At 67.4% G+C, this 23,788-nt stretch carries 26 protein-coding genes and 1 pseudogene; 13 read left to right on the top strand and 14 right to left on the bottom strand.

Annotated elements, in window-relative coordinates:
• Nucleotide 1 precedes the first annotated feature (1 nt).
• Nucleotides 2-1,018, bottom strand: a complete 1,017-nt coding sequence (locus ACJEIK_RS16850) for a hypothetical protein (RefSeq protein WP_061001700.1) — start codon at nt 1,016-1,018, stop codon at nt 2-4.
• Between the two features lie 227 nt (nt 1,019-1,245).
• Here ACJEIK_RS16850 and ACJEIK_RS16845 point away from each other — a divergent pair, with 227 nt between their 5' ends.
• The 6 genes and pseudogenes from ACJEIK_RS16845 to ACJEIK_RS16820 all read left to right on the top strand — a co-directional run bounded on the left by ACJEIK_RS16845 (nt 1,246) and on the right by ACJEIK_RS16820 (nt 5,979).
• The gene (locus ACJEIK_RS16845) at nt 1,246-1,533 is read left to right on the top strand and encodes a type II toxin-antitoxin system Phd/YefM family antitoxin (RefSeq protein ID WP_110783764.1); all 288 of its coding nucleotides are present in this window, start codon (nt 1,246-1,248) and stop codon (nt 1,531-1,533) included.
• The gene (locus ACJEIK_RS16840; protein ID WP_061001702.1) at nt 1,530-1,964 is read left to right on the top strand and encodes a type II toxin-antitoxin system VapC family toxin; all 435 of its coding nucleotides are present in this window, start codon (nt 1,530-1,532) and stop codon (nt 1,962-1,964) included. Before ACJEIK_RS16845 ends, ACJEIK_RS16840 begins: the two co-directional genes overlap by 4 nt.
• A gap of 160 nt (nt 1,965-2,124) precedes the next feature.
• The gene (locus ACJEIK_RS16835) at nt 2,125-3,399 is read left to right on the top strand and encodes a hypothetical protein (RefSeq protein WP_061001703.1); all 1,275 of its coding nucleotides are present in this window, start codon (nt 2,125-2,127) and stop codon (nt 3,397-3,399) included.
• Nucleotides 3,400-3,407: 8 nt separating this feature from the next.
• On the top strand, nt 3,408-4,337 hold the full coding sequence (locus ACJEIK_RS16830; protein ID WP_061001704.1) for an alpha/beta fold hydrolase: 930 nt from the start codon (nt 3,408-3,410) through the stop codon (nt 4,335-4,337).
• A 2-nt stretch (nt 4,338-4,339) separates the two neighbouring features.
• Nucleotides 4,340-4,786: a lipoprotein LpqH gene (locus ACJEIK_RS16825; RefSeq protein WP_061001705.1), complete on the top strand. Its 447-nt coding sequence runs from the start codon at nt 4,340-4,342 to the stop codon at nt 4,784-4,786.
• Nucleotides 4,787-4,978: 192 nt separating this feature from the next.
• Nucleotides 4,979-5,979 (top strand): annotated as a pseudogene (locus tag ACJEIK_RS16820) (transposase).
• 356 nt (nt 5,980-6,335) lie between these two features.
• Here the strand turns inward: ACJEIK_RS16820 and ACJEIK_RS16815 are convergent.
• Nucleotides 6,336-7,571 (bottom strand): HRDC domain-containing protein, encoded by a 1,236-nt coding sequence (locus ACJEIK_RS16815; protein ID WP_409430035.1) that lies wholly within the window; start codon nt 7,569-7,571, stop codon nt 6,336-6,338.
• A 4-nt stretch (nt 7,572-7,575) separates the two neighbouring features.
• Nucleotides 7,576-8,112: a DUF3000 domain-containing protein gene (locus ACJEIK_RS16810; protein ID WP_234785605.1), complete on the bottom strand. Its 537-nt coding sequence runs from the start codon at nt 8,110-8,112 to the stop codon at nt 7,576-7,578.
• A gap of 161 nt (nt 8,113-8,273) precedes the next feature.
• Here ACJEIK_RS16810 and hemE point away from each other — a divergent pair, with 161 nt between their 5' ends.
• The 3 genes from hemE to hemQ are packed head-to-tail and all read left to right on the top strand — an operon-like array spanning nt 8,274 to nt 11,399.
• Complete coding sequence (gene hemE / locus ACJEIK_RS16805; protein WP_409431715.1) at nt 8,274-9,323, top strand: uroporphyrinogen decarboxylase; 1,050 nt, start codon at nt 8,274-8,276, stop codon at nt 9,321-9,323.
• 8 nt (nt 9,324-9,331) lie between these two features.
• Entirely contained in the window at nt 9,332-10,693 is a 1,362-nt protein-coding gene (locus ACJEIK_RS16800; RefSeq protein ID WP_409430034.1) for a protoporphyrinogen oxidase, read from the top strand.
• 4 nt (nt 10,694-10,697) lie between these two features.
• Complete coding sequence (gene hemQ / locus ACJEIK_RS16795) at nt 10,698-11,399, top strand: hydrogen peroxide-dependent heme synthase (RefSeq protein ID WP_061001710.1); 702 nt, start codon at nt 10,698-10,700, stop codon at nt 11,397-11,399.
• A gap of 3 nt (nt 11,400-11,402) precedes the next feature.
• On the opposite strand, the gene ACJEIK_RS16790 is transcribed toward hemQ, so the two are convergent.
• Genes ACJEIK_RS16790 through ACJEIK_RS16770 form a run of 5 tightly spaced genes read right to left on the bottom strand, consistent with a single transcriptional unit; the run spans nt 11,403 to nt 16,629 of the window.
• Nucleotides 11,403-12,482, bottom strand: coding sequence for a VIT1/CCC1 transporter family protein (locus ACJEIK_RS16790; protein WP_409430033.1), 1,080 nt, complete (start codon nt 12,480-12,482; stop codon nt 11,403-11,405).
• A 3-nt stretch (nt 12,483-12,485) separates the two neighbouring features.
• Nucleotides 12,486-12,905, bottom strand: a complete 420-nt coding sequence (msrB, locus tag ACJEIK_RS16785) for a peptide-methionine (R)-S-oxide reductase MsrB (protein WP_061001712.1) — start codon at nt 12,903-12,905, stop codon at nt 12,486-12,488.
• Entirely contained in the window at nt 12,902-14,185 is a 1,284-nt protein-coding gene (aftC, locus tag ACJEIK_RS16780) for an arabinofuranan 3-O-arabinosyltransferase (RefSeq protein ID WP_061001713.1), read from the bottom strand. Before aftC ends, msrB begins: the two co-directional genes overlap by 4 nt.
• Before the next feature lie 35 nt (nt 14,186-14,220).
• Complete coding sequence (locus ACJEIK_RS16775) at nt 14,221-15,792, bottom strand: alpha/beta fold hydrolase (protein ID WP_409430032.1); 1,572 nt, start codon at nt 15,790-15,792, stop codon at nt 14,221-14,223.
• Between the two features lie 36 nt (nt 15,793-15,828).
• Nucleotides 15,829-16,629 carry a pyrimidine reductase family protein gene (locus ACJEIK_RS16770; protein WP_061001715.1) on the bottom strand — a complete coding sequence of 267 codons (801 nt, stop codon included), beginning with the start codon at nt 16,627-16,629 and terminating at the stop codon, nt 15,829-15,831.
• Nucleotides 16,630-16,654: 25 nt separating this feature from the next.
• Between ACJEIK_RS16770 and zapE the strand changes: the two genes are divergently transcribed.
• The gene (gene zapE, locus ACJEIK_RS16765; protein ID WP_061001716.1) at nt 16,655-17,698 is read left to right on the top strand and encodes a cell division protein ZapE; all 1,044 of its coding nucleotides are present in this window, start codon (nt 16,655-16,657) and stop codon (nt 17,696-17,698) included.
• A 3-nt stretch (nt 17,699-17,701) separates the two neighbouring features.
• Here the strand turns inward: zapE and ACJEIK_RS16760 are convergent, their stop codons facing one another.
• The 6 genes from ACJEIK_RS16760 to ACJEIK_RS16735 all read right to left on the bottom strand — a co-directional run bounded on the left by ACJEIK_RS16760 (nt 17,702) and on the right by ACJEIK_RS16735 (nt 21,432).
• Entirely contained in the window at nt 17,702-18,232 is a 531-nt protein-coding gene (locus tag ACJEIK_RS16760) for a GNAT family N-acetyltransferase (protein WP_061001725.1), read from the bottom strand.
• A gap of 78 nt (nt 18,233-18,310) precedes the next feature.
• Nucleotides 18,311-18,859 carry a hypothetical protein gene (locus ACJEIK_RS16755; protein ID WP_061001717.1) on the bottom strand — a complete coding sequence of 183 codons (549 nt, stop codon included), beginning with the start codon at nt 18,857-18,859 and terminating at the stop codon, nt 18,311-18,313.
• A 102-nt stretch (nt 18,860-18,961) separates the two neighbouring features.
• A complete protein-coding gene (locus ACJEIK_RS16750) occupies nt 18,962-19,741 on the bottom strand; it encodes a Clp protease N-terminal domain-containing protein (RefSeq protein ID WP_409430031.1) in 780 nt (259 codons plus the stop codon).
• A 50-nt stretch (nt 19,742-19,791) separates the two neighbouring features.
• Nucleotides 19,792-20,445, bottom strand: a complete 654-nt coding sequence (locus ACJEIK_RS16745; RefSeq protein WP_133426782.1) for a DedA family protein — start codon at nt 20,443-20,445, stop codon at nt 19,792-19,794.
• A gap of 18 nt (nt 20,446-20,463) precedes the next feature.
• The gene (locus ACJEIK_RS16740; RefSeq protein WP_409430030.1) at nt 20,464-20,988 is read right to left on the bottom strand and encodes a hypothetical protein; all 525 of its coding nucleotides are present in this window, start codon (nt 20,986-20,988) and stop codon (nt 20,464-20,466) included.
• Between the two features lie 111 nt (nt 20,989-21,099).
• Nucleotides 21,100-21,432, bottom strand: coding sequence for a hypothetical protein (locus tag ACJEIK_RS16735; protein WP_061001721.1), 333 nt, complete (start codon nt 21,430-21,432; stop codon nt 21,100-21,102).
• Nucleotides 21,433-21,963: 531 nt separating this feature from the next.
• Between ACJEIK_RS16735 and ACJEIK_RS16730 the strand changes: the two genes are divergently transcribed.
• From ACJEIK_RS16730 to ACJEIK_RS16720, 3 genes are read left to right on the top strand one after another with little or no spacing between them, the layout of a single operon-like run.
• Nucleotides 21,964-22,560 (top strand): TetR/AcrR family transcriptional regulator, encoded by a 597-nt coding sequence (locus ACJEIK_RS16730; protein ID WP_409430029.1) that lies wholly within the window; start codon nt 21,964-21,966, stop codon nt 22,558-22,560.
• A complete protein-coding gene (locus ACJEIK_RS16725) occupies nt 22,557-23,036 on the top strand; it encodes a DUF6653 family protein (protein ID WP_409430028.1) in 480 nt (159 codons plus the stop codon). Before ACJEIK_RS16730 ends, ACJEIK_RS16725 begins: the two co-directional genes overlap by 4 nt.
• A gap of 59 nt (nt 23,037-23,095) precedes the next feature.
• A complete protein-coding gene (locus ACJEIK_RS16720) occupies nt 23,096-23,308 on the top strand; it encodes a three-helix bundle dimerization domain-containing protein (protein WP_061005989.1) in 213 nt (70 codons plus the stop codon).
• Nucleotides 23,309-23,788: the final 480 nt, after the last annotated feature.

Raw genomic sequence — 23,788 nt, 5'->3', positions numbered from 1 at the left:
GCTACTCCGTCAGCCACTTCCACGCGCGGTCAAGAAAGTCGTCGTCCGACTTGGACTTACGTTTGGCCGTGGAGTCCAAAGCGTTCGGCGGAGCGTCTGCTTCGTGGAGCGGCTCGGCAGGCTCCTGGCCGAGTGAACCTCTGATCTCTATGTACGCGGCAGCGAGTGCGCTGGTCTTGTCCAGTGATGGCGATGGTTCCTGCACTTGTGCCGCTTCCACGCCGTACAACTGGGCCGTCAGTCGACTCCGGACATCGTCGCGTTGCTCGGCGATGCGTGCTTGTTCGCGCTCGTCCTGCAGTGACTGGTCAATCTGCTCAGCCTTGTCGGCGCATTCTCGGAGGGCTTTGACCCGTGACCGCGACCGGGATTGCAATTGTTTGACTTGGGCGCGCGCATCATCGACCAAGGCGACATCGGACGGGGCGGGATCGGGGAGGCTTCTAGATTCTTCGATCAACCGATTGAGTTCCACTGTGGCCCTGGAGTTTACGCGGATCATCGCCAGGTCTTCCGTGAAGTCGAGGTCTTCCGGGTCGCCGAGCCAGCCAGTTGAGGCGGCCTCGGAACTCTTGATCCGACTGATTGCTGCTTGAGCTCCGTCGAGCAAGGCCACACCATCTGGGCCGAGTTCCTTGGTCAGTTCGGCGCGTTCAAGTGCCCGTCGTGATTGCTTGGTCGCCGCTGCGTTCTGTGGCGTGCCTTGACGGTTGGGCATGGTCCGGCCGCCCGTGACACTGTGCGCGACCAACAGTGCTATCGCTGATACCCCGACGGCGGGCAGGAGCCCTGCGCCGTCCGTGGCGATGCCGACCCCAATTACTGCGATCAACGCGATAGTCCAGGCGCCGGCCAGGATCTGGAAGTGACTGACGGTTTGCTTGACGTCGAAGCTTTGCCCGCGTTTCTTTCGATCCAGCGCGGAAGCGGTGGCAGTCAGTGCTGAGGCGCCTGCGATGAAGGCAAGAATCGCTAGGACGAGGATCACGACCGCAATCACTACGACGAGACGAAGCATTCCGACGTCCTTTTCTGGTTAGTTGCTGTGGATGCTAGTTGAGCTGGCCGACATGCCTGGCCGAGCGATGCACAGCGGGGGAGTTGAGTGGACGCATACAGGCGACTGGGTCGGTGGTACGGCCGCGGCACCGAACGAGTGACTCAAAACGGTGCGCCGTGGCCTGTGTTCGATTGGCTCAAGCGCTAGCTCATTGTCCGGTGTTGTACGTGAACGTACAATTTGTCATGCCCACGATCAGTGCGAGCACCGCGCGCGAGACTCTTCCCGCCCAGCTGGATCGCGTCGAGCGGGGAGAAGAGGTCGCGATCACCCGGCACGGACGCGTCGTCGCCGTGCTGGTGAGTCCCGATGTACTCAGATCGCGCCGCGCTTCGGGGGTCTGGAATGATGCCGATCGCATCGACGAGCGGCTTCAGACAGCCCGATCGGAGCCGCTCCGCACGCCGGTACTGGATCCTGATCGTGCGGACGAACTCGTCAAAGAGGTCCGCCGCGGTCGTAGCGGTCGATGAGCCCAAAGACCGCCTTCGACGCCGATGTCTTGATCTACGCGGCAGCCAAGGATCATCCACTTGGTAAGCGGATTGCGGCCCTGTTTGCGGACGCCGATGCCGACGAAGCGGTAGGTATCGGCTCCGTTCTGCTGCTCACTGAGGTCCTCGCGAAGCCGATGCGCGACGACCCCGAATCTGACGAATGCGCAGCACTCGTGAGCCTGCTGAGTCGACTCGAGCTACAGCCATTTGACGCGCCCACGGCCCGCCTGTCCCTGGCGCTCGCGGTGTCCTATGGTCTGCGCGCCGCGGACGCGGCACACCTGGCAACCGCAGTCGCAGCGGGGGCTGATCGCTTTCTGACCAACAACCGCAAGGACTTTCCGCAGTCAATTGCCGAGATCGACATCGTGTATCCCGACGAGTTGGCGGCCGAAGGACGTACATGACTGCTCAGGGGCTTGCACAGCGCGCTTGGGCTTGGGCTGAGCGTTGGGAGTGTTTCGGGGGCCGGCCACACCATGTCTGATCACAAGGCCGATTGCCGACCCTCCGACGGTCGGCAGTACTGTCGCCGAATCGATGGCTTGTGAGCGGGAGGAACTGCACGTGCTGACTTCACATCATCTGAATCGGCTGGCCCGGTCAGCGGCGGGCGGCGCTGCGGTGGCGCTGTTGCTGGCGGGCTGCGGGCAGCCCGCGCAGACACCGAAGGTGACCTCCGTCAAGTCCTCCGCTCAGAAGGCCACGACGACCGCGTCAGCGCCGCCTGCCGCGCCCACATCACTACAGCTCAAGGCCGACAGTTGGCTGTCCTACGGACACTTCCTCATCGAGTCGAGGTTCGGCCAGAACGACTACGACGGCCGGGGACACGAGGGAACAGTGACGCTGTTCCACCCCGCCTACGGTGAGATTGACCTGGACGCCAAGAACCTGCTGCCCGGCGATGACGTCACCTACCAGCGCTATGCCAGCTCTGGTCCGGTCGACAATCCGTACATCGCAGGCATCTTCGAGGTCCGCGTGCCCTCGCACGACCTGGAGCCTGAGGCCACCGTCGTCTATCTGGCGCAGATCGACCCGAAGACCAAGAAGATCAGCAAGAAAGCTGAGGTGGGCCGGTACGGCGACGGGCAGCAGGCCCCTTCGATCGGGTTGCTGGCCGGTACCACGGGTGACGTCGTGGCCTGGGGCACGGGCGACACGGCCACCGGCTACGACTTCGCGGCCTCGAAGCAGGCCTGGAGCCGACCGGGCCGCCTGGACAACGCGACGTTCGGTACCGGCGGCGCGGTGCTGGACATCCCGTCGACGACGCGGGCGGGCGGCGTCGGCTGCCCGCACCAGGCGATCATCGATCTGGCCACCGGTGCCGACATTTTCGACGCCGACACGTTCGCCATGAAGACCAACGACAAGTACTGCGGGTCGCTGCGCCAGACGGTGTTTTCGGCTGTCGGGCTGGTCGCGCTGATCTACAACCCGGAGAACAAGGCGGGTGCCGAGTATTACCACCCGGCCGCGGCGTATGACTTCGTGCACCGGCGCAACCTGGTCATCGGGCCGTCGACCGAGTTCGCCGACGAGCGGTCCCCGCTGGTGGGAGTGGTGCCGGAGTCCCGTGACAGTGCCAATGCCTTCGAGGTGCGGGACTCACTGACCGGTGACTTGGTTTACGCCATGCCCCGGGACAAGGCCGCTGCGCTGAACTTCAGGGTTCGCAGCCTGTTCAACAAGCAGCTGTTCGTCGAGACCACCGACGAGAAGCTCGTGGTGGACGCGACGAACGGGTCGACCATCAGCCGGGGCTGGCAATCCATGCCCGTCGCTGTCGCCGATTCCTGGGTGCTGTACTCCGACGGCAAGTTCGTCAAGCAATAGCCGCGCCCATGCACGACGAACTCGAAGCCTGGAAGTCCGCCGGCCAGTATTTCGACTATCTCGGATTCGATATCTTCTACCGCCAGGACGGCCTGGAGCTCGGCACCGGTCCGGTGCTGTTGCTCATCCACGGCTACCCGTTCAATTCCTGGGACTGGTCGCTGATCTGGCCGACGCTCGCCGAGAAGTTCACCCTCGTCGCGCCGGACATGATGGGCATGGGGTTCTCCGCCAAACCGTCGGCGTACCAGTACTCGGTGCCCGATCACGCCGACATGCACGAGGCGCTGCTGGCGCACCTGGGCGTGCAGACCGTCCACATCCTGGCCCATGACATCGGCGACTCGGTGTGCCAGGAACTGCTGGCGCGCAACCACTTCGGCGATCAGTCGTATGGAAAGCTGAACATCGAATCGATCACCTGGCTCAACGGTGGGCTGTTCGTCGAGTCGTACACCCCGCGGCTGCTGCAGAAGGCGTTGTCGCGAACTCCGTTGGGCGACATCATCAGCCCGCTGCAGGGCACCCCGTTGTCGCGGCGGCTGGCCGACCCGACCATCAACGAGATGTTCGGCGTCAACACCAAACCCTCGAAGGAACTGATGGACAAGTTCCACGAAATCCTGGATTACAACGACGGCAAGAAGGTCATGCACCAGGTCGGCCGCTTCATCAACGACCGATACACCCATCGCAACCGCTGGGTGCGTGCCATGCGGGAGACGACGATCCCGATGCGGCTGATCGACGGACCGTCCGATCCGAACTCGGGCGCCCACATGGCCGCCCGGTACCGCGAGGTCATCTCGAACCCGGACGTGGTGATGCTCGCCGACGACATCGCGCACTGGCCGCAGATCGAGGCGCCCGACGCGGTGCTCGAGCACTTCCTGGAGTTCGTCACGCCGCTGCTCTGGCGGCCGTTCGGCGCCCGCTGACCATGCGGCGCACCGGGTTGGCGGCGGTGCTCGGCACCATGCTCATCGCCGGCTGCGAGGCGGATACACCGATCGCCACGTCCATTGTGTTCGACGGAGAATCGCACACCATCGACACCGGCAAAGTGGTCTGCACCAGGCAACCCGATGGCGGCGGTCTGGTGATCCTGGCGCAGGGCAAGTCAGGTCAGTTGGCCCGAATTCAGCTCACCCAGGTGGGCCAGATCGTCGTTCAGAAAGTGGGGCTGCGGTACGACGACGCGACGGGGTTCGTCGCCGATCCGCGCGAGGTGACGGGGACCAAAGTCGACGACACCTACACCGTCAGCGGGCGGATGCCACCGAATCAGGGTGAATCCCAATGGCATACGTTCAAAATCCAGACGACGTGTCGGGGCTATCAGGACGCGGTGCCGCACGACACGGTGCCGGCGATCGGGGCGCCGTGATCAGTTGAGCCTGAGTGGCCGTGCATACAGGATCAACGCTGAGCAGAGCTGGACCCGCATTGATCCTGAGCTGGCGGCGCAATCCACTCGCACTTTTGGGCCCTCACTTCAGACGGTATGGGGGACTGGGGCCTCGCTCGCATGTGAACGTGGGTTACCGACAGGGTGGTCCTGGTCGGCAGAGCCACAACCATGTGGGAGGCCCCAGTGTTACGTCAGCGTACGAGTGTTGGTTTGGATGTGCACGCACGATCGGTGGTCGGGTGTGGATTAGATGCCGAGACCGGTGAGTTGTTCGAGCGGCGGTTGACTCCCGATCCCGGGGAGATCGCGGCCTGGATAGCTTCGTTGCCGGGCCCGGTGAAGGTGGTGTACGAGGCCGGCCCGACCGGGTACGCCCTGGCCCGGTTTCTGCTCGCGGCGGGCATCGTGTGCATGGTTGCGGCACCGTCAAAGTTGGTGCGCCCCAGTGGGGATCGGGTCAAGACCGATGCCCGTGATGCCCGTCATCTGGCCCGGTTGCTGCATCTGGGTGAGATTGTCGAGGTGGCTATCCCCAGTGTCGGGCAGGAGGCGGCCCGGGATCTGGTGCGGGCCCGCGATGACTGCCGCGGGGATTTGATGGCCGCCCAGCACCGGCTGACGCACCTGTTGCTGCGCCGCGGCATCGTCTATTACGGCGGACACCCGTGGACCGGCGCCCACCAGCTATGGCTGCGACAACAGCACTTCGATCGTCCGGCGCTGCAGACCACCTTCGATGAGGCATTCGACGCGGTGCTGGTGGCCACCGCCCGCCGGGACCGCCTCGATACCGCGATCGCGGCGATGGCCGCCGACAGCGAGTTCACCCCGGTGATCACCCGGCTCGGATGCCTGCGGGGCATCTCGACGCTGACCGCGTTCGGGATGGCCGCCAGGGCGGGATCACCCGCACCGGCAACACCCATGTGCGCCGGCTGCTGATCGAGGCGGCCTGGCAGCATCGCAAGCCCTACCGGTCCGGGGTGACGTTGCGTCGACGCTGGGACGCCGCACCCCCGGCGGCGCGGGCGCGGGGCCACGAAGGCAACCAGCGGCTCCATAAGCGCTGGATGGGCTTCGATCAGCGCAAGAAGCGGCCGGTGATCGCCAACGCCGCGGTGGCCCGGGAGCTGGCAGCCTGGTGCTGGTCGCTGGCGGTGCTCGACTAACAGGCAGCACCGGATAACACGTCCAGCACGCACCCGCTCATGGTGCACGGCACGCGAAAGACACCAGTGACACGCGATGACCCTGTTGAGGCAATCATATTGCTGCGCAACATGATTGCTATGCAATTGTGGTTGACGCTCGTACTTTTCAGACCTGCGTCCACTTCTGCCGAAAGTCCCGTCCTGCGGTAACCAACCCGCGCATATGAGACTTGACCCCTCGCGTCGACCCCACACCATCGACACGCCGCACCAACTGAACGGGTGCGTGCTGGCAACAACGAAGCGGCGGCCCTAACGACGGTTACGGCCGCCGCTTCGCCCTGCCACTTGACAGGGTTACCCCCATATGAGGGTCAACCCAAAGCGGCAGCCAGCACCGGATCGCACAGCTCGCGCTGCCACGGCCGGGCGCCGGCCGCGGCCAGGAACTCGTCGACCGCGGCGGCGACGTCAGTAGCCGGCTGCCAGTCCCAGCACAGTCGCCGAACGGTCTCCGGCGTCAACAGATTCTCGGTGGGTACCGAAACCCGCTCGGACAGGAGGGACAGCCCACTACGGCAGGCCTCCAGCCGCTCAAAGGCCTCGGGCTTGCGGCGCGACCACCGCGCCGGTGGCGGCAGCCCGTTGTTCGGCTCGGACGCCGGGGGATCGGCCTCGCGGGCCCGGGCCAGCGCATCGAGCCACACCTGGGCGCTGCGCTTCTGCCGCGAGCCACCGAAAATCGGTAGTGCCGTGAGCTTTTCGATGGTGTCGGGGTTGGCGACGGCAGCCGAGATGATCGCCGCGTCGGGCAGGATGCGGCCCGGCGCGATGTCCCGCCGCTGCGCGATCAGGTCGCGCGTCTGCCACAGCTCCCGCACCGCGGCCAGTGCCTGGCCGTTGCGCACCTTGTGGATGCCCGAGGTCCGGCGCCACCGGTCGCGGCGAGTGGGCGCCGGCTCAAGAGTCCGCATGTACTCGAATTCCTGTGCGGCCCAGTCGGTTTTGCCCTGCGACTCCAACTCGGCGGCCACCGCGGCGCGCAATTCCAGCAGCACCTCGACGTCGAGCGCAGCGTAGTTCAGCCAGTCCGCGGGCAGCGGGCGCTTGGACCAGTCGGCCGCGCCGTGCCCCTTCTTCAGGCCGAGGCCCAGCAGCCGCTGCACCATGGCCGCCAGGTTCACCCGGTCGTATCCGGCGAGCCGGCCGCCCAGTTCGGTGTCGTACAGCGACGGCGGCTTCATACCCAGTTCGGCAAGGCACGGCAGATCCTGGTCGGCCGCGTGCAGAATCCACTCGTCGGAATTCACGACCTCGGCCACCGGCGCCAGCGCCTTCAACGGGTCGATGCCGTGGCTGACGGGGTCGATCAACACCGTGCCGGCGCCCGCGCGCCGAATCTGGATCAGGTAGGCCCGGTTGGAGTAGCGGAAGCCCGACGCCCGCTCGGCGTCGATCGCGAAGGCGCCGTGTCCGGATGCCAGAAGCTCACCGGCGCGGGCGATGTCGCTCGCGTAGATGGCAACGGGAGGCACGCCGTCGGCGGGTGCCAGCAGGGGAGTGACGTCGGGATCGTCGTCAGACGTCTCGACCGGATCAGCGTCAGTCATGCGGTCACGCGCGCGTGCGCGAACCCAGATCGGTCACGCCCGCAGGGGGCAGTCCGGCGGCGTGCTCGAGCACCTCGCAGAACGCCTGCACATGCGGTCCCAGCTCCAGCGACGTCGCGGTCCACGACGCCCGCAGCTCCAGCTGGTGGGCGCGCGGCGGACCCGAGATGTCGCCGTAGCGCACCGACGTCGTCGCGGTGACGGTGCCGCCCAGCGCGGTGACGCCGTCGGCGTGCGACTCGAGCGCGTCGACCAGCCAGCTCCACGCCACCTCGGGCAGCAGTGGGTCGACGGCCTCGGTGGAGTCCAGATCGGCCTGGATGTACGCGACGAGACGCATGGTGCCGTCCCAGGCTTCAGCGCCTTCGGGATCGTGCAGCAGGATCAGACGTCCGAAGGCGTCGCCCTCAGAGCTCTCCGGGACGACGGAGGCGTCGGGATGACGCACCTCTGCACCCAGCGCGTAGCTGAAGGGAGCCAGCCGCTGCGGCGGACGGATCGGGCCGAGTTCGATCTCCTGGCGCACAACGGCGGCGTTCATTGCCGCAACAGCAGTGCGGAACTGGGCCGGCTCGGCGGAGGTCACATTCTGGGACGCTAGCCCGATCCGGCCGGTCGCGTAAGCAGGCGCGCCGATAGCCCGACATTCGGCTGCGCGACAGGGTATAAGCGGCGGATGCGGACATGGCAGCATTAGCAGTGATGAGCACCCGTCGTGAACTGCCGCAATCGCCCTATCTGGCTGCCGCCACCGGCCGCACCCCGGACCGGACCCCGGTGTGGATGATGCGGCAGGCGGGCCGGTCCCTGCCCGAATACCGCGCCATCCGCGCCACCCACACCATGCTCTCGGCGTGCTTCAACCCCGAGCTGGTCTGCGAGATCACCATGCAGCCGGTGCGCCGCCACGGCGTCGACGCCGCCATTTTGTTCTCGGACATCGTGGTGCCGCTCAAGGCCGCCGGGATCGACCTGGACATCGTGCCGGACGTCGGACCGGTGATCGCCCACCCGATCCGCACCCCGGACGACGTCGAGGGCATCAAGCCGCTCGAGCCCCATCAGGTGGCGCCGGTGGCCGAGGCAATCGGTCTGCTGACCAAGGAGCTGGGTGACGTGCCGCTGATCGGTTTCGCCGGCGCGCCGTTCACCCTCGCCTCGTACCTGGTGGAGGGCGGCCCGAGCCGCAACCACGAGAAGACCAAGGCCATGATGCTGGGTGAGTCCGCGACGTGGCACGACCTGATGGACAAGCTGACCGACCTCACCATCGAGTTCCTGCGCGCGCAGCTGGCCGCCGGCGTCGACGCGATCCAGCTGTTCGACTCCTGGGCCGGCACGCTGTCGCTCGCCGACTACCGGGACTACGTGCTGCCGCACAGCTCCCGCATCTTCGCCGAGCTGAAAGACGAAGGCGTCCCGATGACGCACTTCGGCGTCGGCACCGCCGAGCTCCTGGGGGCCATGGGCGAAGCCGGCGCGACGGTGGTCGGCGTCGACTGGCGCACCAACCTCGTCGACGCCGCGGGCCGGGTCGGTCCGGGCAAGGCGCTGCAGGGCAACCTCGATCCGGTCGTGCTGCTGGCCGGCTGGCGCGTGGTCGACGACGCCGTCCGCCAGGTTGTCGCGGACGGGCGCCGTGCCGTCGAGGCCGGTGCCGCCGGGCACATCTTCAACCTCGGCCACGGGGTGTTGCCGTCTACCGATCCCGGTGTGGTCACCGAAGCGGTGGCGCTGGCGCACTCGTTGTGAGTATCTAGATGAGCAAGACGTATGGCGTTGTCGGCGGCGGCATTTCGGGTCTGGTCGCGGCGTACCGGTTGCGCCAGGCCGACCCTGCCGCGCGCATCACCGTCTTCGACCCGGCAGACCGGCTGGGTGGTGTGCTGCGCACCGAACGGCTCGCCGCCCAGACCCTGGACGTCGGCGCCGAGGCGTTCGTGGCCCGTCGGCCCGAGGTCACGTCACTGCTCAAGGAACTGGGCCTGCGGCAGATCGGAACCACCGGCGTCCGCCCGCTGATCTATAGCTGCGGTCGCCTGCACCCGATGCCCGAGGGCACCATGCAGGGCATCCCCGGGCCCGGCGCCAACCTGCGCGGCCTGGTCGACGACGCGACACTGGTCCAGATCGCCGGCGAGCCGAACCGCCCGCTGCACTGGCAACTCGACGCCGATCCGACCGTCGCGCAACTGGTCGGCGACCGGTTCGGCGCCCAGGTGGTGACCCGGTCGGTCGACCCGCTGCTGGCGGGCGTGTACGCCGGTTCGGCCAAGACCATCGGCATCCGCAGCGCGGTTCCGGCACTGGCCGCCGCGCTGGACCGCGGTGCCCCGAGTCTGACGGCCGCGGTCGCCTCGGTGCTTGCCGCGGCGCCACAGACAGGCGCGCCGAGCGCATCGGTGTTCGGCGCGGTCGACGGCGGGTACGCCGTGCTGCTCGACGAACTTGTCCGCCGGACCGGCGCCCAGTGGGCGCAGGTCGGTATCGAGGGAGTCGCGTCAGCGGGTCGCGCCTGGCAACTGCGTGACGACGAGGGCAAGTACTGGTCGGCCGACGCCGTGGTGCTGGCGCTTCCGGCGCCGCGCGTGGCCAAGCTGCTCGAGAACGTCGCACCGGGCAGCGCGGCCATGGCACGGTTGATCCCGGTCGCCTCGGCCGCGGTGGTCGCACTCGCGCTGCCGGGTGGGACGCCGCTGCCGCAGCAGTCCGGAGTCCTGATGGCCGCGGGAGAAGCGTTGCACTCCAAGGCGATCACCCTCACGTCACGCAAGTGGGGGCGCGGCGGCAACGTCGAGCTGTTGCGGTTGTCATACGGCCGGTTCGGTGACGATCTGGCCCGCAACGTCGGCGACGACCGGCTGCTGGCATGGTCGCTGGAGGACCTGCGGTCGCTGTTCGGCATCACCGCCGACCCGGTGGACTACCTGGTGCAGCGCTGGATCGATGCCATGCCGCAGTACGGTCCGGGCCACCTCGAACTGGTCGACGAGCTGCGCGCCGGGCTGCCCTCTGGGCTGGCTGTGGCCGGCGGTTATCTCGACGGCATCGGGGTGCCGGCGTGCGTCGCGTCGGGAACCCGGGCGGCCCAAGAGGTGGCTGGTACCCGCGTGGCACGATAGGGGCATGGCCAAGCTCGACTACGACGCCCTCAACTCGATGACCAGGTACATGATGATCTCGGTCTTCGCCGTGCAGCCCGATGAGCTGCCTGCGGACGAGAAGTCGCGGGCCGCCATCGCCGCCGACACCGCCGCCTACCTCAAGAAGCGCGAGGACGCGGGCGTCGTGGTCCGCGGGCTGTACGACGTCGCGGGCTTCCGGGCCGACGCCGACTTCATGATGTGGACCCACGCCGAGCGCGTCGAGGACCTGCAGGCCACCTACACCGGCTTCCGTCGCACCGCGCTCGGCGCCGCCACCGAACCGGTGTGGAGCGTCGTCGCGCTGCACCGCCCGGCGGAGTTCAACAAGAGCCACCTGCCGGCGTTCATCGCGGGCGAGGACCCCGGCGACTACATCTGCGTCTACCCGTTCGTGCGGTCGCTGGACTGGTACCTGCTGCCCGACGACGACCGTCGCCGCATGCTCGTCGAGCATGGCATGGGTGGCCGCGAATACCCGGACGTGCGCGCCAACACCGTGCCGGCGTTCGCCCTGGGTGACTACGAGTGGATTCTCGCCTTCGAAGGCCCGGACCTGGCCCGCATCGTCGAGCTGATGTGGAAGCTGCGCTACACCGATGCGCGTCGCCATGTCCGCGAGGAGACGCCGTTCTTCACCGGCCCGCGGGTCGGCATCGAGCAGCTGGTCGCGAACCTGCCGTAGGGCTCAGCCGACCGCGGTGCCGAACAACAGCCCCAGCAGATAGGTCACCGCGGCGGCGCCGTAGCCGATCATCAACTGGCGCAACGCCCGTCGTAGCGGCGGCCCGCCGGAGAGCAGGCCGACGATCATGCCCGTCGTCAGCAGGGCCAGCCCGACCAGGACCGCCGAGACGACGACGGCGACGACACCGGTGAGCCCGAACAGGTAGGGCAGCACCGGGATCAGTGCGCCGGACGCGAAGAACATGAAGCTCGACGCGGCCGCCTGCAGCCCGGTGCCCACGGCTTCGTGCTTCTCGGTCGAGACCTCGCCCAGTGGTGAGTCGGCCAGGGCGCCGGCCCGCAGGCTGGCGAACACCTCGGCGGCGCGGTCGGCGGCGTCCTCCGGGCTCATCCCGCGGGCGCGATAGACGAGTTCCAGTTCGTTGGCGTCGACGTCGAGCGCCTGCACCGCGGTGCCGGCGGTGGCGCTGGGCGTCGACGCCTCGAGCAGTTCGAGTTGGGAGTTGACCGAGACGTACTCGCCGGCGCCCATCGACAGGGCTCCGGCGATCAACCCGGCCAGTCCGGTGGCCAGGATCGTCGCGCTCGAAACCCCGGTGGCGCCGATGCCCAGGACCAGCGCCAGATTGCTCACGAGCCCGTCGTTGGCGCCGAAGACCGCCGCCCGGAAGCTACCGGACAGCTGGTCGCGGCCCCGGCTGGCCAGGGCGCGGACGACCTCGCCGTGGATCCGTTCGTCGGCCGCCATGGTCGGCGTGGCGTCGACGTCGGTGTCGTACTCCGAGCGCGCTTCGGCCCGTTGCGCCAGGGCGAGGGTGAACACCGAGCCGAGGTGACGGGCGAGAAAGCCGAGCAGTCGGGTCCGGACGTCGGGACGGTGTGGCTTCCCGACCTGATCGCCCAGCAGCGTCAGCCAGTGCTTCTCGTGCCGGCCTTCGGCGGTGGCGAGTTCGAGCAGGATGTCGCGTTCGGCGCCCTGACGGCGCTGGGCCAGATCGCGGTAGACGGCAGCTTCGGCACGTTCATTGGCCAGGTGCTGTCGCCACCGCCGCAATTGCGCGTCGGTGGGCTGCGCGACCACGTCTCAGCTCTCGGCCGGAACCAGGCGAAGCGAGATCGAGTTGATGCAGTAGCGCTGGTCGGTCGGGGTCGGGTAACCCTCGCCCTCGAAGACGTGGCCGAGGTGGCTGTGGCAGTTGGCGCACAGCACCTCGACGCGGCGCATGCCGAGGCTGTTGTCGGTCCGCAGGATCACCGCGTCCGAGTCGGCCGGATCGAAGAACGACGGCCAGCCGCAATGGGATTCGAACTTCTCGGTGCTGCGGAACAGCTCGGCACCGCAGGCCCGGCACTGGTAGACGCCCTCGGTCTTGGTGTCGGTGTATTCGCCGACGAACGGGCGTTCCGTGCCGGCCTCACGTAGCACGTGGAACTCGGCGGGGCTCAGTTTCTCGCGCCACTGAGCGTCGGAGAGTTCGACCTTGGGAGGCGGCGGGATGCTCATGCGCCCACGCTACCCGCGGCGGCCCCTTGCGGCTTGGAGTCGGACAACCACAACGGGTCGATGCCCTGGTCCAGCCGGCCGTCCTTCTTGGCGTCGAGATAGCGGAAGTACAGCACGCAGAACACCACGACGAGCATCAGCGACCAGCCGTAGGTGATCTTGATGTACTCGAGGAACCGGCCGGTCGTCGGCCACCGCCACATGAGCCAGCGGTCCATGGTGAGGAAGCCGTACACCGCGAGCCACGCCGGCCAGCTGCGGATCGTCGACCGCGGCAGTACCACCGTCATCAGGAACGGGAACAGCATCATCGAGTAGTAGCCCTGCGCCAGCGACAGCACCAGCCACGAGGTGATCAGCAGGACACCCGACGACGTCAGCATCCAGAACAGCTGGTCGCGCTCGCGGTAGTAGCGGTACAACAGCCACAGGCTGGCCGCCGCGAGCACCACGAAAGCGATGCGCAGCAGCATGATCAGCCACATCGGCAGGCCGTAGTAGATGCCGTTGCCGAGGACCGAACTGTTGAAGTAGTCGCGGGTCTGGAAGATGTAGGGCACGGTGTTGCGCACGAAGCCCATCGGGTCGGCCGACAGCGGCCAGGCCACGGCGTTGAAGACCAGCGGTACCGCGAACGCGGCGACCAGGGCCCGCCACTGCCGGTTCAGCAGCGGCAGCAGCAGCAGGACGCCCAGGAGTGGCTTGAGCACCAGGGTCAGTCCGATGGCGGCTCCGGCCAGCCATTCGTGGTTCTTCTTGCCGTCCAGCAGCCAGGTGAAGAACAGCACCTCGGCCAGCAGGATGCAGCCATTGACGTTGGTGAAAACCAGTGTGTTGGTGACCGATTCGGTGCAGTACATGGCCAGCAGGAGGGCGGGCAACGCCACCGACGTCAACGAGAACTTGAACAGCCGTACCAGAAGGCAGGCAGCGATGATGATCGCGATCGAGTTGATCGCGACGAACCAGAACCGCGACGCGAACTCCGGCAGGAACCCGAACGGCGACAGCAGCAGGGTGCCGCCGGGCGGGTACAGGTAGTGCGGGTCGACGTAGTTGAAGTGCTCGTTGTAGATGGCCCAGTGCCGCCGGAAGTTTGACACCGCGCGGTACACCGGACCGAAGTCATCGGTGATGTAACCGTTGGTCGTCAGCACGTAGCTGCGGTGGATGATCGACACGATCGCGATGGGCCACAGCGCATTGCGAACGATATTCGCGGTGCTCTGCGGGCCGGTGCGGGGACCGAAGACGCTCAGGAGCGATAGAGGGCGCGTCACCACCGAACCCTATAACGGGGGCTGGGACCGCTCGGTCAGGCCGGGCAGAACGTGTCGGTGTCCGGCAGCTTGCCGGTGGTCAGGTAGCCCTGCACCGGGGGCAGGGCACACGCCGTCGTGTAGACGAGGGTGCCGTGGCCGGTGCCCTGCCACATGACGCGGCGGCTGTTGTTGCCCGCGTTGATCGCCATGGCCGCCACCGCGGCGACGCCGTCGCCGCCGACGATCGCGTCGTTGTGGGTGCCCAGCAGCAGGATCGGCACCTTCAGTTCCTTGGGGGCCGCGGGCGCGGGGCTGCTGGGCCAGCTCAGGCACGGCGCCAGGCTCAGCGCACCGACGGCGCCGAACTGCGGGTACTTCTTGGGCCAGGCCACCAGCAGTTCGCGGACGCGGTCCGGGGTGGGGCGGTTGACGGAGTCGTCGCACCGATTGACGAACTGCCCGTCGGTCTGGCGCGTGTCCTCGGCCGTCTTGCTCAGCGCGTTGAGCGCGGTGGCGTCGCCGCTGCGGGCGGCGGCCAGCGCACCGGCGAGGGACAGGGTGTTGGCCAGCCCGTCGCCGCGCGGGTAGCCCAGCGCCGTGGTGATCGACTCGACCAGACCGGCCGTCGACGCGCCGCCGGCACCGCGCCCGGCCCGGGCCTCGGCCAGCATGCCGTCGATGGCGCCCTTGGGATCCGGACCCAGCGGGCAATTGTTGGCCACGCATTGTGCGGCGAACGCGTCGAGCGCCGCCTGCTGGCCCTTGACCCGCTGTTCGGCCGTCGCTTCGGCGGAGATGCCCAGCGGCAAGGGGGAGTCCAGCACCAGCCGGGCGACCTTGGTGGGGTGCGACGCCGCGTAGGCCAGCGCGATCTGGGCGCCGTTGCCGATGCCGAGAACGGCGAGCGCGGGCACGTCCCAGGTGCTGCGCAGCCGCTCCAGATCCTCGGCCGAGTGCGCGTTGTCGTAGGCCGACTCGCCCGGCGCGATGCTGTCGGTGCAGTCGGTGGTGGCCGAGGTCGCGACCTTCGCCAGGTTGGCCACCTGGTCGTCGCCCGCCAGGAACTGGGCCTGGTCCAGGAGGTCCTGCCGGTCATTGCTCGACACACAGCTCAGCGGTGCGGACATTCCCATACCGCGGCGGTCGACGGCCACGACGGGGCGCGACTTCAACAGGTCGACGCCGCCGCGCTGCAGCCACACCGGCAGTTGGTGCGACGTCGGGATGTCCGATCCGGTGGTCATGACGATCGGTCCGGCGTCGGCCGGTGTCGTCGCCAGCCGGGCCCGCACCACACCGATGCTGACGGTCCCGGCGGAGCCGCCCAGGGAATCGAGATCGGCGTCGTAGTCGGAGCAGTCCAGGATGACGCCGGGCACGGCCGGCACCGTCGCGTCGCCGAACACCCGGGACGTGCATTCATGCCACGTCATGTCCTTCTTCGGCACGGCGATCGGCGGCGGCCCGTCGGGTGTCTTGGAGGTGGTTGCCGCACCCTGTGGGCGTGCGCCGGAGTCGGTGACGTAGCGAGGGTTGGCGGCCAGCAACGGAGCGCATCCCGCGACGACCGTAGACAGCACCACGGTCGACAGGCTCAGGGCCGGGAGCAGCAGGCGGCGACGCATGGCCACCACAGTAGCGATGCCGGTGGGTGAGACCGGTCAGCGGACGTAGCGCGTGTACAGGTAACCCGCGGTATCGGTGAGGACGTGGCTGCGGCGCAGCCGGGTGTGTGCCTCGCCGGGGCCCGAGGCGATCCGCCGGGCGAATCCACCGACCAGGATCGGCGCAATGGTCACACACATCTCGTCGATCAGGTCTTCCTCGATCAGCATGTTCAGTACGGACGGTCCGCCTTCGGTCAGCACCCGGCGCAGCCCGCGCTCGCCGAGGATGCGCAGCACGGCGTGCGGGTCGACGCGGTCGGGGGCGGTTCCGGAGGCGTCGATGACCTCGGCGAGCCCGGTGAACCGGCGGCAGGTGTCGTCGATGCTGTCGCGGCTGGTGAGGATCAGCGGCGGTACTTCGGTGCGGGTGAAGAACTTGGCGTCGTGCGGGATGTCGGCGCTGTGCGTGATCACCGCGATCGGCGGCACCTCGGCCTGACCGCGGAGCTGGCGGGCCTGGCGTTGCGGCGCGGACATCTGAGCGCCGGAGTAATTCTCGATGCGCACGGTCGCCGCACCGACCAGGATGACGTCGGCCTGCTGGCGCATATAGCCGAACAGTGCCCGGTCCCCAGGACCGGCCAGGCCGCCGGCGCGGCCGTCGTCGGTGGCGCCGCCGTCCAGGCTGGAGATCATGTTGGCCCGCACCCACGGCCGGTCCAGCTCCGCGGGGTAGCTGTAGAACGGCGCCAGCAGCGTGTCGTCGCCGGTCTCCGGGTCGGCCGGGAAGGCAGCGCCTACCGCGCTGAGCTCTGTGAGCTGCGTCGCAGCGTCGGGATCGGACACGTGAATCATTGCAACACGCCGCTATGGTGCGTAAATGCCTGGGGCCAGCGAAGTCGCGCACCTGACCGATCGTCATCCGACCGTCACGCCGGAAAGACTGATCGCCGAACTGGTCCCGCCGCCCACGTTCGCCGACGTCAGCTACGACTCCTACCGGCCCGATCCGAACGAGCCGTCGCAGGCCGCCGCGGTGGTCTCGGCGCGCAAGTTCTGCGAGGACGCGGTCCGCCAGCGGGCCGGCAAGAAGAAGCTGTTCGGCAAGCGTGAAGCACTGCCCGGGGTCGGCATGTACCTCGACGGCGGCTTCGGTGTCGGCAAGACCCACCTCCTGGCCTCGACGTACTACACGCTGGCCGGCGCGAACGCGGGCCCCGCCGCGTTTGCCACGTTCGGTGAGCTGACGCAGCTGGCCGGCGTCTTCGGCTTCACCGAGTGCATCGACCTGCTGTCCGACTATGTGGTGGTCTGCATCGATGAGTTCGAGCTCGACGATCCCGGCAACACCACGCTGATCTCCCGGCTGCTCTCGGCGCTCGTCGAGCGCGGCGTCTCGATTGCGGCGACGTCGAACACGCTGCCCGAACAGCTCGGTGAGGGCCGCTTCGCCGCGCAGGACTTCCTGCGCGAGATCAACACGCTGTCAAGCATTTTCACCACCGTCCGCGTCGAAGGACCCGACTACCGGCAGCGGGCGCTGCCGTCGGCCCCGGTGCCGCCGTCGGAAGAGGACGTGCGGACCTGGGCGGTCGGCGTCGACGGCGCCACGCTCGACGAGTTCGATGCCCTGTGCGCACACCTGGCCACCATGCACCCGTCGCGCTATCACGCGTTGATCGAGGACGTGCACCAGGTTTTCATCACGGGCGTGCACATGGTGTACGACCAGTCCGTCGCGCTGCGCCTGGTGTCGCTGATCGACCGGCTGTACGACGCGGGCATTCCCGTCGTGGCGTCGGGGGAGAAGATGAACACCGTCTTCAGCGAAGAGATGCTGGCCGGCGGCTTCCGCAAGAAGTACCTGCGCGCCACGTCCCGCCTGCTCGCGCTGACCCACGAGGGCACGCAGCTGCACGCCTGAGGTCTACAGCGGCCGCACCAGCACGTAGTCGCTCTCGGTCCGGGCGCAGAGCTGAAACGTCTTGGTGCCGGTGACCTCGAAGCCGTGCTTGCGGTAAAAGCGTTGGGCGCGTTCGTTTTCCTGATTGACGCCCAGCCAGACGCAGCGGGCGCCGAGCTCCCGCGCGCAGGCGACCGACGCGTCCATGAGCGTTGCCGCGACGTCTCCGCCGTGGACGTCGGGCAGCACGTAGCACTTGGACAGTTCGACGGCCGGTCGCTCCGGCACCGCGCGTTGCACGTCGGCGTCATCGGCCACACCGCGAATCAGCATGGTGTAGCCCAGGATTCGCGCGTCGTCGTGCGCGACGAACACGGCACGGTCGGGATCGCGCAGGTACTCGCCGAACCTCTCGGCGGACAGCTGCGCGGCGATGAAGGCTGCGATGTTCTCCGGCGTCGACGAGGGCGGGCAGGCCAACGGGAACGTCGCGGCGGCCACCTCGGCGAGTTCGGCCAGATCGTCGGCCTGCGCCTGCCGCACCTGCACCGTCATCGGGGTCTCCTTGTCCACGAACAGAAACTGCCCCTGTCCTCGAGGGGCAGGGGCAGTTTATGTCCGATTGTCGGAGCCTCAGGGCAGCTGGTCACCCGGCTGCCAGATGTTCCACTGCGCGAGGTGCGTACCGGTGGCCGGGTTGAGCATGACCACGTTGGTCACCAGACCGCGGTAGACGTCCCAGTAGACGACGCCGTCGACGGTGGCGCCCGCGGGCGCGCTCAGCAGCTTGAGCTCCAGCGCGTTGGGATCGTCGGTGTGCTTGGAGGCGTAGGCGTCGGCGTAGGGGGTGACACCGCTGAAGGTGACCCCGGTGGCCATCCAGTGCGGGTTGGGTGTCGAGATGACGTGCACGGTGACGTCGGCCTTCCAGGGGCCACCCTGGTTGCGCCAGCGCGGCGAGCCGTTCCAGGTCCAGCCCGGCGGCTCGTCCGACGGCAACACGTTGTGGACGGTGACGTCCGCGACGAGGCCCTTGTAGTCGACGCGGAGGGTCTGGCCGAGGTTGCCGATACTGGTCTCGGCTGCCGCCGAGGGCGCCAGCGTGGCCGCCAGCAGGGTCAACGCACCGAGCAAACCCGCCAGCCAGCGGTAGGTCCTGTTGCCGTTCACGCCCGTGCTCATCGCGTCCTCTCTCGTTACAACTGCATCGCATGATGGCACACCGCCATCACGGCCTCGCAGGAATGGAGCAGATCTCGCCGGTTCGTCCCTGTCAGTGGACACTCACGCCGGCCCGGACTCTTCCGCTACCGACTGCTGCGCGGCGACGAAGTCGGTGAGCATCTTGTCGAGCTCGGCTTCGAGGCGGCTCTTGTCGACGCCGAGGCGGTGCAACGGGCCGTCGGCGTCCTCGGATTCGAGCAGCGCCAGGAGGATGTGTTCGGTCCCGATGTAGTTGTGCCCCAGGCGAAGTGCCTCGCGGAAGGTCAGTTCGAGCACCTTCTTGGCGGCGCCGTCGAACGGGATCAGGGCCTTGGGTTCGGCGGTGCCGACGGGTACGGCGGCGGCCGCGCGGATCTGGTCGGCGGTCACGCCCTGATTGCTCAGCAGGACCATGGCCAGTGAGCCCGGGTCGGTCAGCAGTCCCAGCAACAGATGGTCGGGGGTGATCTCGGTGCTGCGCGAGGTGTGCGCGGCTTGCTGGGCTTCGACGACAGCGGTGCGGGCGCGCGGGGTGAACCGGCTGAATCCGTCCTTGGGATCCATGGTGTCGAGTCGGGGTTCCTTGGGGACGAAGCGTTTCTGCGCGGCCTGCTTGGTGACGCCCATGCTGCTGCCGATGTCGGTCCACGACGCCCCCGAACGGCGTGCCTGGTCGACGAAGTGGCCGATGAGATGGTCGGCGATGTCGCCGAGATGCTCGGCCGCGAGCATCGCGTCGGTGAGTTGGTCGAGCGGTTCGGTGTGCACCTTCTTGATCGCCTCGATGAGGTCGTCGAGACGGATGGTGCCGGCAATCGGATTGGGAGTGGAGGTGTGCGCGGATTCAGCAGATGTAGCCATGCGTCAACCGTAGGTTGACGAAGGGAAATCGTCAACCGCAAGTTGACGAATTACGAGTGGCGCAGGGTGTCCCAGTCGTGCTCGGTTTCCAGCTGCTCGATCGCCTTGGCGGTGCGCTCTTTCAGCACGATGGTCACTGTCAGGGCCAGCAGGCCGCCCACCAGCAACGCAACCCAGGAGAACCGCGCCAGCCATTTCTCGGCGGCCACGCCGAGGTAGTAGACGACGGCCGTGGTGCCGCAGGCCCACACGATGCCGCCGGCGGCGTTGGCGGCCAGGAAGCGTGAGTAATGCATCTTGAGCGCGCCGGCCAGCGGGCCGGCGAAGATGCGCAGCAGCGCGACGAAGCGGCCGAAGAACACGGCCCAGACGCCCCAGCGGCTGAAGAGCCGGCGGGCGAGCGCGACGTGGCCGGGGCCGAAGTGTTTGGGGAACCGGCGGCCCAGGCGTTCGAACAGCGACATGCCGAAGCGGCGGCCGATGCTGTATCCGATCGAGTCGCCGATGATCGCGCCGGCGGCGGCGGACAGTCCGACGCCCATTGGGTCGATGTCCAGCGTGTGCCGGGACGACATGACGGCGGCCGTGACCAGAATGATCTCGCCCGGCAGGGGAATGCCCAGGCTTTCGAGCCCGATCACGAGCCCGACCACGAGATACACCGCCAGCGGCGGGATCGATTGCAGCAGCGCGTCGACGTCCATGCCGCTAAGGATGCACTACTACGGCGTGGCTGGCGGTGCAGGCGCCGCTGGTGCGGGCGCGGGTGCCGGCGCGGGAGCACCACCGCCTCCGCCGAGGGTGCCGAGGATCGCGATCGCGGCGCGGGCCTGCGGCGAAATGTTGGGTCCCGGTCCGGCGGAGTCCGGTGCCGCGTCGGTGACGTGCCAGGACTGGCAGCCGCTGGTCTTGAACGCCTTGTCGGTCTCATCGATGAGCACGACCTGGGGCTTGGCGGTCATGGCGCTGTCGATGACGTTGTTCTTTGCGTGCGGGTCCACGTTGTTCATCCGGCGCCAGTAGCAGCGCTTGTCGCCGACCGGTCCGGCGGTGGCATAGGTGCCGGGCGCGATGTCCTTGCCGACGATGAACAGTCCGTCACCGTCGATGCTGGTCTTCAGGCCTCCGGCGGGCGCCGCGGGCCCGGGCGGTGCGGGCGTGGGGTCGGCCACGGCAACCGCCGCCGATGCGCCCCAGCTCACCACGGCCAGTGCCGCGGCAGCGGCGATCGACGTCTTTGAGCTCATGAGGTCAAAGTTTAGCTCTTCTAGCTATGTGCGTGGGGCGCATAGTGGCCGAGAAAACAGCGCAGGGCGCGGGCCGTTGCGGCCCACGCCCTGACGATGTGTTGCGCGAAATCAGTGCTGCGGTGCGAAGACGCCGCCGACCAGGCCGACGAGCTGCTGGGTGGTGTACGTGCCGAGCTGACCGGCGCCCTGGTTGTAGTAGGTGCCCGCCGTGCCGGCGGCCTGGTTGTACCACGTGCCGGCCTGGCCCAGGGCCTGCTCGTTCTGGGTGCCGAACGTGCCGATGGCCTGGTTGAGCTGGGTGCCGAACTGGCCGATCTGCTGGATCGGGTTGGTCGGGGTGTTGGTGTCGGCCGATGCCGCGCCCGCGCCGGCGAGCGCGATGACCGCGGCGCCGCCAGCGAGAGCAATCGATCCTGCGATGCGAGTGGTGATGTTAGCCATGATTGGTGTCCCTCCTGGAGCGAAACTCGCTTACAGCAAACATTTGTAGACCACTTTCGAGCTTGGCGCAACCAAATGAGCGAACTTTTCGCAAATGGATATTTCGCGGAATTGGATTTGCTGGCATCCATCGGTCAGTTCCTCGGCTGGTTGACTGCTGAGACTGATGTGGCGGTCAGCCGGTTGCGCGGACCAATCTGCCGGCGAGCGGTTAGCGGGCCGCTTGAACTGGCATGATGGTGCTGTTGTCCGAGCATTTGGGTGCGCGGACCACCTACTGAGCTCGAGTACCGCCAAGAATGAGTTGGCGTATTAGCTACGCAGACGGTCGGCACGTCCGATGGCTATCGAGAACGCTGCGGTGAAGAGGTTCATCGATGCGAGGCAGTAAATCGTTACACGCCGGGTGAGGTAAATCCGCCGGCGTTCACTGTGCGTGGCCCTTCGGGGTGATCAGCGGTTGTTGAATGCCCTGGCGGCAGGGGTCGCAAACGCGTAGGCTGTGACTAAATGACCAAAGGAGTCATAGCTATGGCAGTGGCGTTCACGCCCGATGAGAAGGACCGCATCGTGCGCGTGCTGGTGGAAACTGCCGAGCGGCTGTTCGCCACCCAGGGGCTGAAGAAGACGTCGCTGGATGAACTCGTCCAGCCGGCCGGGATCGCCAAAGGCAGCTTCTATGCGTTCTTCGACTCGAAGGAGTCGCTCTATCTCGAGGTGATGCTGCGGCGTGCGCCCCAGGTGGGTGCTCGGCTCGCCGAGGCGCTGGCCCGGCCCGTCGATGAGGAGAACCTCGTCGGCCTCATGCGGGCGATCACCGACGTCCTGGTCGACGATCCGTTCTACCGGAGGCTGCTGACCCATGCCGACGAACTGGCGGCGGTCACCCGCCGGGTCGGGTCCGAGCAACTCGCGCGCGTCATGCCGCAGATCGTCCGTCCGGTGCTCGACTACCTCGCGGCCGGCCAGCGTGCCGGCGTCCTGGTCGACGACATCACGCCGGCCGCCCTGCTGGGTGTCATGCGGTCCGCCGGGCTGCTCGTGATGAACTGCGACCGGTTCGGCGCCGAGTACGACGAAGTCCTCGAGGCCACCATCCGAACTCTCGCGAGGGGAATGCTGCGATGAAGCTACTGGACAACTACGCCCGTGCTGCCGGCATGAGCGACGAGGCCTGGCGGCGCCACGCCAACCCGTGGAGCGTATGGACGCGGTTCGCGGCCATCCCGCTGATGATGCTGGCGATCTGGAGTCGTGTCTGGATCGGCTGGTGGGCGCTGGTGCCCGTCGGCGTCGTCATCCTGTGGCTGTGGTGGAACCCGCATGCGTTCGCGCCCGTCGACAAGCCGGTCGCCTGGTCCTCCCGCGGTATCTACGGCGAACGGCTGTGGCTGCAGGACCGATCGTGCATGCCGGCGGGTTTCGCTGTCGTCCAGAGAATTTGGGTCGTCGGCGCGGTGACCGGGGCCGTGCTGCTGGCGTGGGGGCTCGGTGCGCTGCTCATCTGGCCGACGGCGTTCGGCGCCGTCCTCGTCGTATATGGGCAGCTGTGGCGCATCGACCGACTGGGCATCTTCTACGACGAGGTGACCGCCGGTCGGTGACCGGACTCTCTTGCCCCGTTTCGGCGTCGTGCGGGGGAGCGCTGCGCGAGAATATGTCGATGCGCGAGTTCAGCGAAGAGCGAGCGATCGGCGAAGTCGTGGCGCGCCTGACGGCACGCTATCCGTCCATCGATCCCACGCGGATCGCCACCGCGGTGCGGCGAGCCCACGAGGGGTTTGCCTCGTCCGCGGTACGGGATTTCGTGCCACTCCTGGTGGAGCGGCACGTCCGCGAAGAACTCGATGAAGGCCTGCGGGCCGCCGCGGTCTGAACCGACGTGCTTGGCGGTGATCAGCCTTCGCAGGCGATGCCGTCGTTGTCGTCGGACCACCGCATTGTTGGCACAGTTTGCGGCGTGCGACGAGTCAATTTCACGTCGCATTGTGGTGCTTCTTCAGCCCGACATGTCGGTGGTCAGCCTTAGTCTCTACTGGGATGTAGCGCCAGTCGAACGGGGGAATCAGATGGCTAGCGAGAAGCGATTTCGGGCTGAAATGGAACAGATTCTTTGCGACCATCCACGCACTAGATTCGCCAAGGTTGTGCTGGGTATGAGGCGTGGCCTCAGCGATGTGCAAATGGCCCACGAGGCTGCCGCATCGGGGCAGTCCATCCGAGCTGACAGCGTTGCCGCGGTGCGCCGGATCGTGAATCTGACTCTCAACGACGAACTTGTTACGGCCCCGTCCGAGGCCGAGGAACAAGCAAACATGTACCGGGAATTGCTTAACTATGCGCGTTCACCGGAACT

It is taken from the genome of Mycobacterium sp. SMC-16, assembly GCF_046250085.1.
Taxonomy (GTDB): Bacteria; Actinomycetota; Actinomycetes; order Mycobacteriales; family Mycobacteriaceae; genus Mycobacterium; species Mycobacterium phocaicum.
This window is presented reverse-complemented; position numbering and strand designations above follow the sequence as displayed.

Bases quoted from the DNA above. Each gene is read 5' to 3' on its own strand.
- hemQ (WP_061001710.1), top strand. From the start codon at position 10,698: ATGGCCAAGCTCGACTACGACGCCCTCAACTCGATGACCAGGTACATG.
- msrB (WP_061001712.1), bottom strand. From the start codon at position 12,905: ATGAGCATCCCGCCGCCTCCCAAGGTCGAACTCTCCGACGCTCAGTGG.
- ACJEIK_RS16845 (WP_110783764.1), top strand. From the start codon at position 1,246: ATGCCCACGATCAGTGCGAGCACCGCGCGCGAGACTCTTCCCGCCCAG.
- ACJEIK_RS16720 (WP_061005989.1), top strand. From the start codon at position 23,096: ATGCGCGAGTTCAGCGAAGAGCGAGCGATCGGCGAAGTCGTGGCGCGC.
- ACJEIK_RS16770 (WP_061001715.1), bottom strand. From the start codon at position 16,629: ATGATTCACGTGTCCGATCCCGACGCTGCGACGCAGCTCACAGAGCTC.
- ACJEIK_RS16800 (WP_409430034.1), top strand. From the start codon at position 9,332: ATGAGCAAGACGTATGGCGTTGTCGGCGGCGGCATTTCGGGTCTGGTC.
- ACJEIK_RS16775 (WP_409430032.1), bottom strand. From the start codon at position 15,792: ATGCGTCGCCGCCTGCTGCTCCCGGCCCTGAGCCTGTCGACCGTGGTG.
- ACJEIK_RS16825 (WP_061001705.1), top strand. From the start codon at position 4,340: ATGCGGCGCACCGGGTTGGCGGCGGTGCTCGGCACCATGCTCATCGCC.
- ACJEIK_RS16810 (WP_234785605.1), bottom strand. From the start codon at position 8,112: ATGAACGCCGCCGTTGTGCGCCAGGAGATCGAACTCGGCCCGATCCGT.
- ACJEIK_RS16750 (WP_409430031.1), bottom strand. From the start codon at position 19,741: ATGGCTACATCTGCTGAATCCGCGCACACCTCCACTCCCAATCCGATT.
- zapE (WP_061001716.1), top strand. From the start codon at position 16,655: ATGCCTGGGGCCAGCGAAGTCGCGCACCTGACCGATCGTCATCCGACC.
- ACJEIK_RS16745 (WP_133426782.1), bottom strand. From the start codon at position 20,445: ATGGACGTCGACGCGCTGCTGCAATCGATCCCGCCGCTGGCGGTGTAT.
- hemE (WP_409431715.1), top strand. From the start codon at position 8,274: ATGAGCACCCGTCGTGAACTGCCGCAATCGCCCTATCTGGCTGCCGCC.
- ACJEIK_RS16740 (WP_409430030.1), bottom strand. From the start codon at position 20,988: ATGAGCTCAAAGACGTCGATCGCCGCTGCCGCGGCACTGGCCGTGGTG.
- ACJEIK_RS16725 (WP_409430028.1), top strand. From the start codon at position 22,557: ATGAAGCTACTGGACAACTACGCCCGTGCTGCCGGCATGAGCGACGAG.
- ACJEIK_RS16760 (WP_061001725.1), bottom strand. From the start codon at position 18,232: ATGACGGTGCAGGTGCGGCAGGCGCAGGCCGACGATCTGGCCGAACTC.
- ACJEIK_RS16735 (WP_061001721.1), bottom strand. From the start codon at position 21,432: ATGGCTAACATCACCACTCGCATCGCAGGATCGATTGCTCTCGCTGGC.
- ACJEIK_RS16830 (WP_061001704.1), top strand. From the start codon at position 3,408: ATGCACGACGAACTCGAAGCCTGGAAGTCCGCCGGCCAGTATTTCGAC.
- ACJEIK_RS16730 (WP_409430029.1), top strand. From the start codon at position 21,964: ATGGCAGTGGCGTTCACGCCCGATGAGAAGGACCGCATCGTGCGCGTG.
- ACJEIK_RS16840 (WP_061001702.1), top strand. From the start codon at position 1,530: ATGAGCCCAAAGACCGCCTTCGACGCCGATGTCTTGATCTACGCGGCA.
- ACJEIK_RS16755 (WP_061001717.1), bottom strand. From the start codon at position 18,859: ATGAGCACGGGCGTGAACGGCAACAGGACCTACCGCTGGCTGGCGGGT.
- ACJEIK_RS16850 (WP_061001700.1), bottom strand. From the start codon at position 1,018: ATGCTTCGTCTCGTCGTAGTGATTGCGGTCGTGATCCTCGTCCTAGCG.
- ACJEIK_RS16815 (WP_409430035.1), bottom strand. From the start codon at position 7,571: ATGACTGACGCTGATCCGGTCGAGACGTCTGACGACGATCCCGACGTC.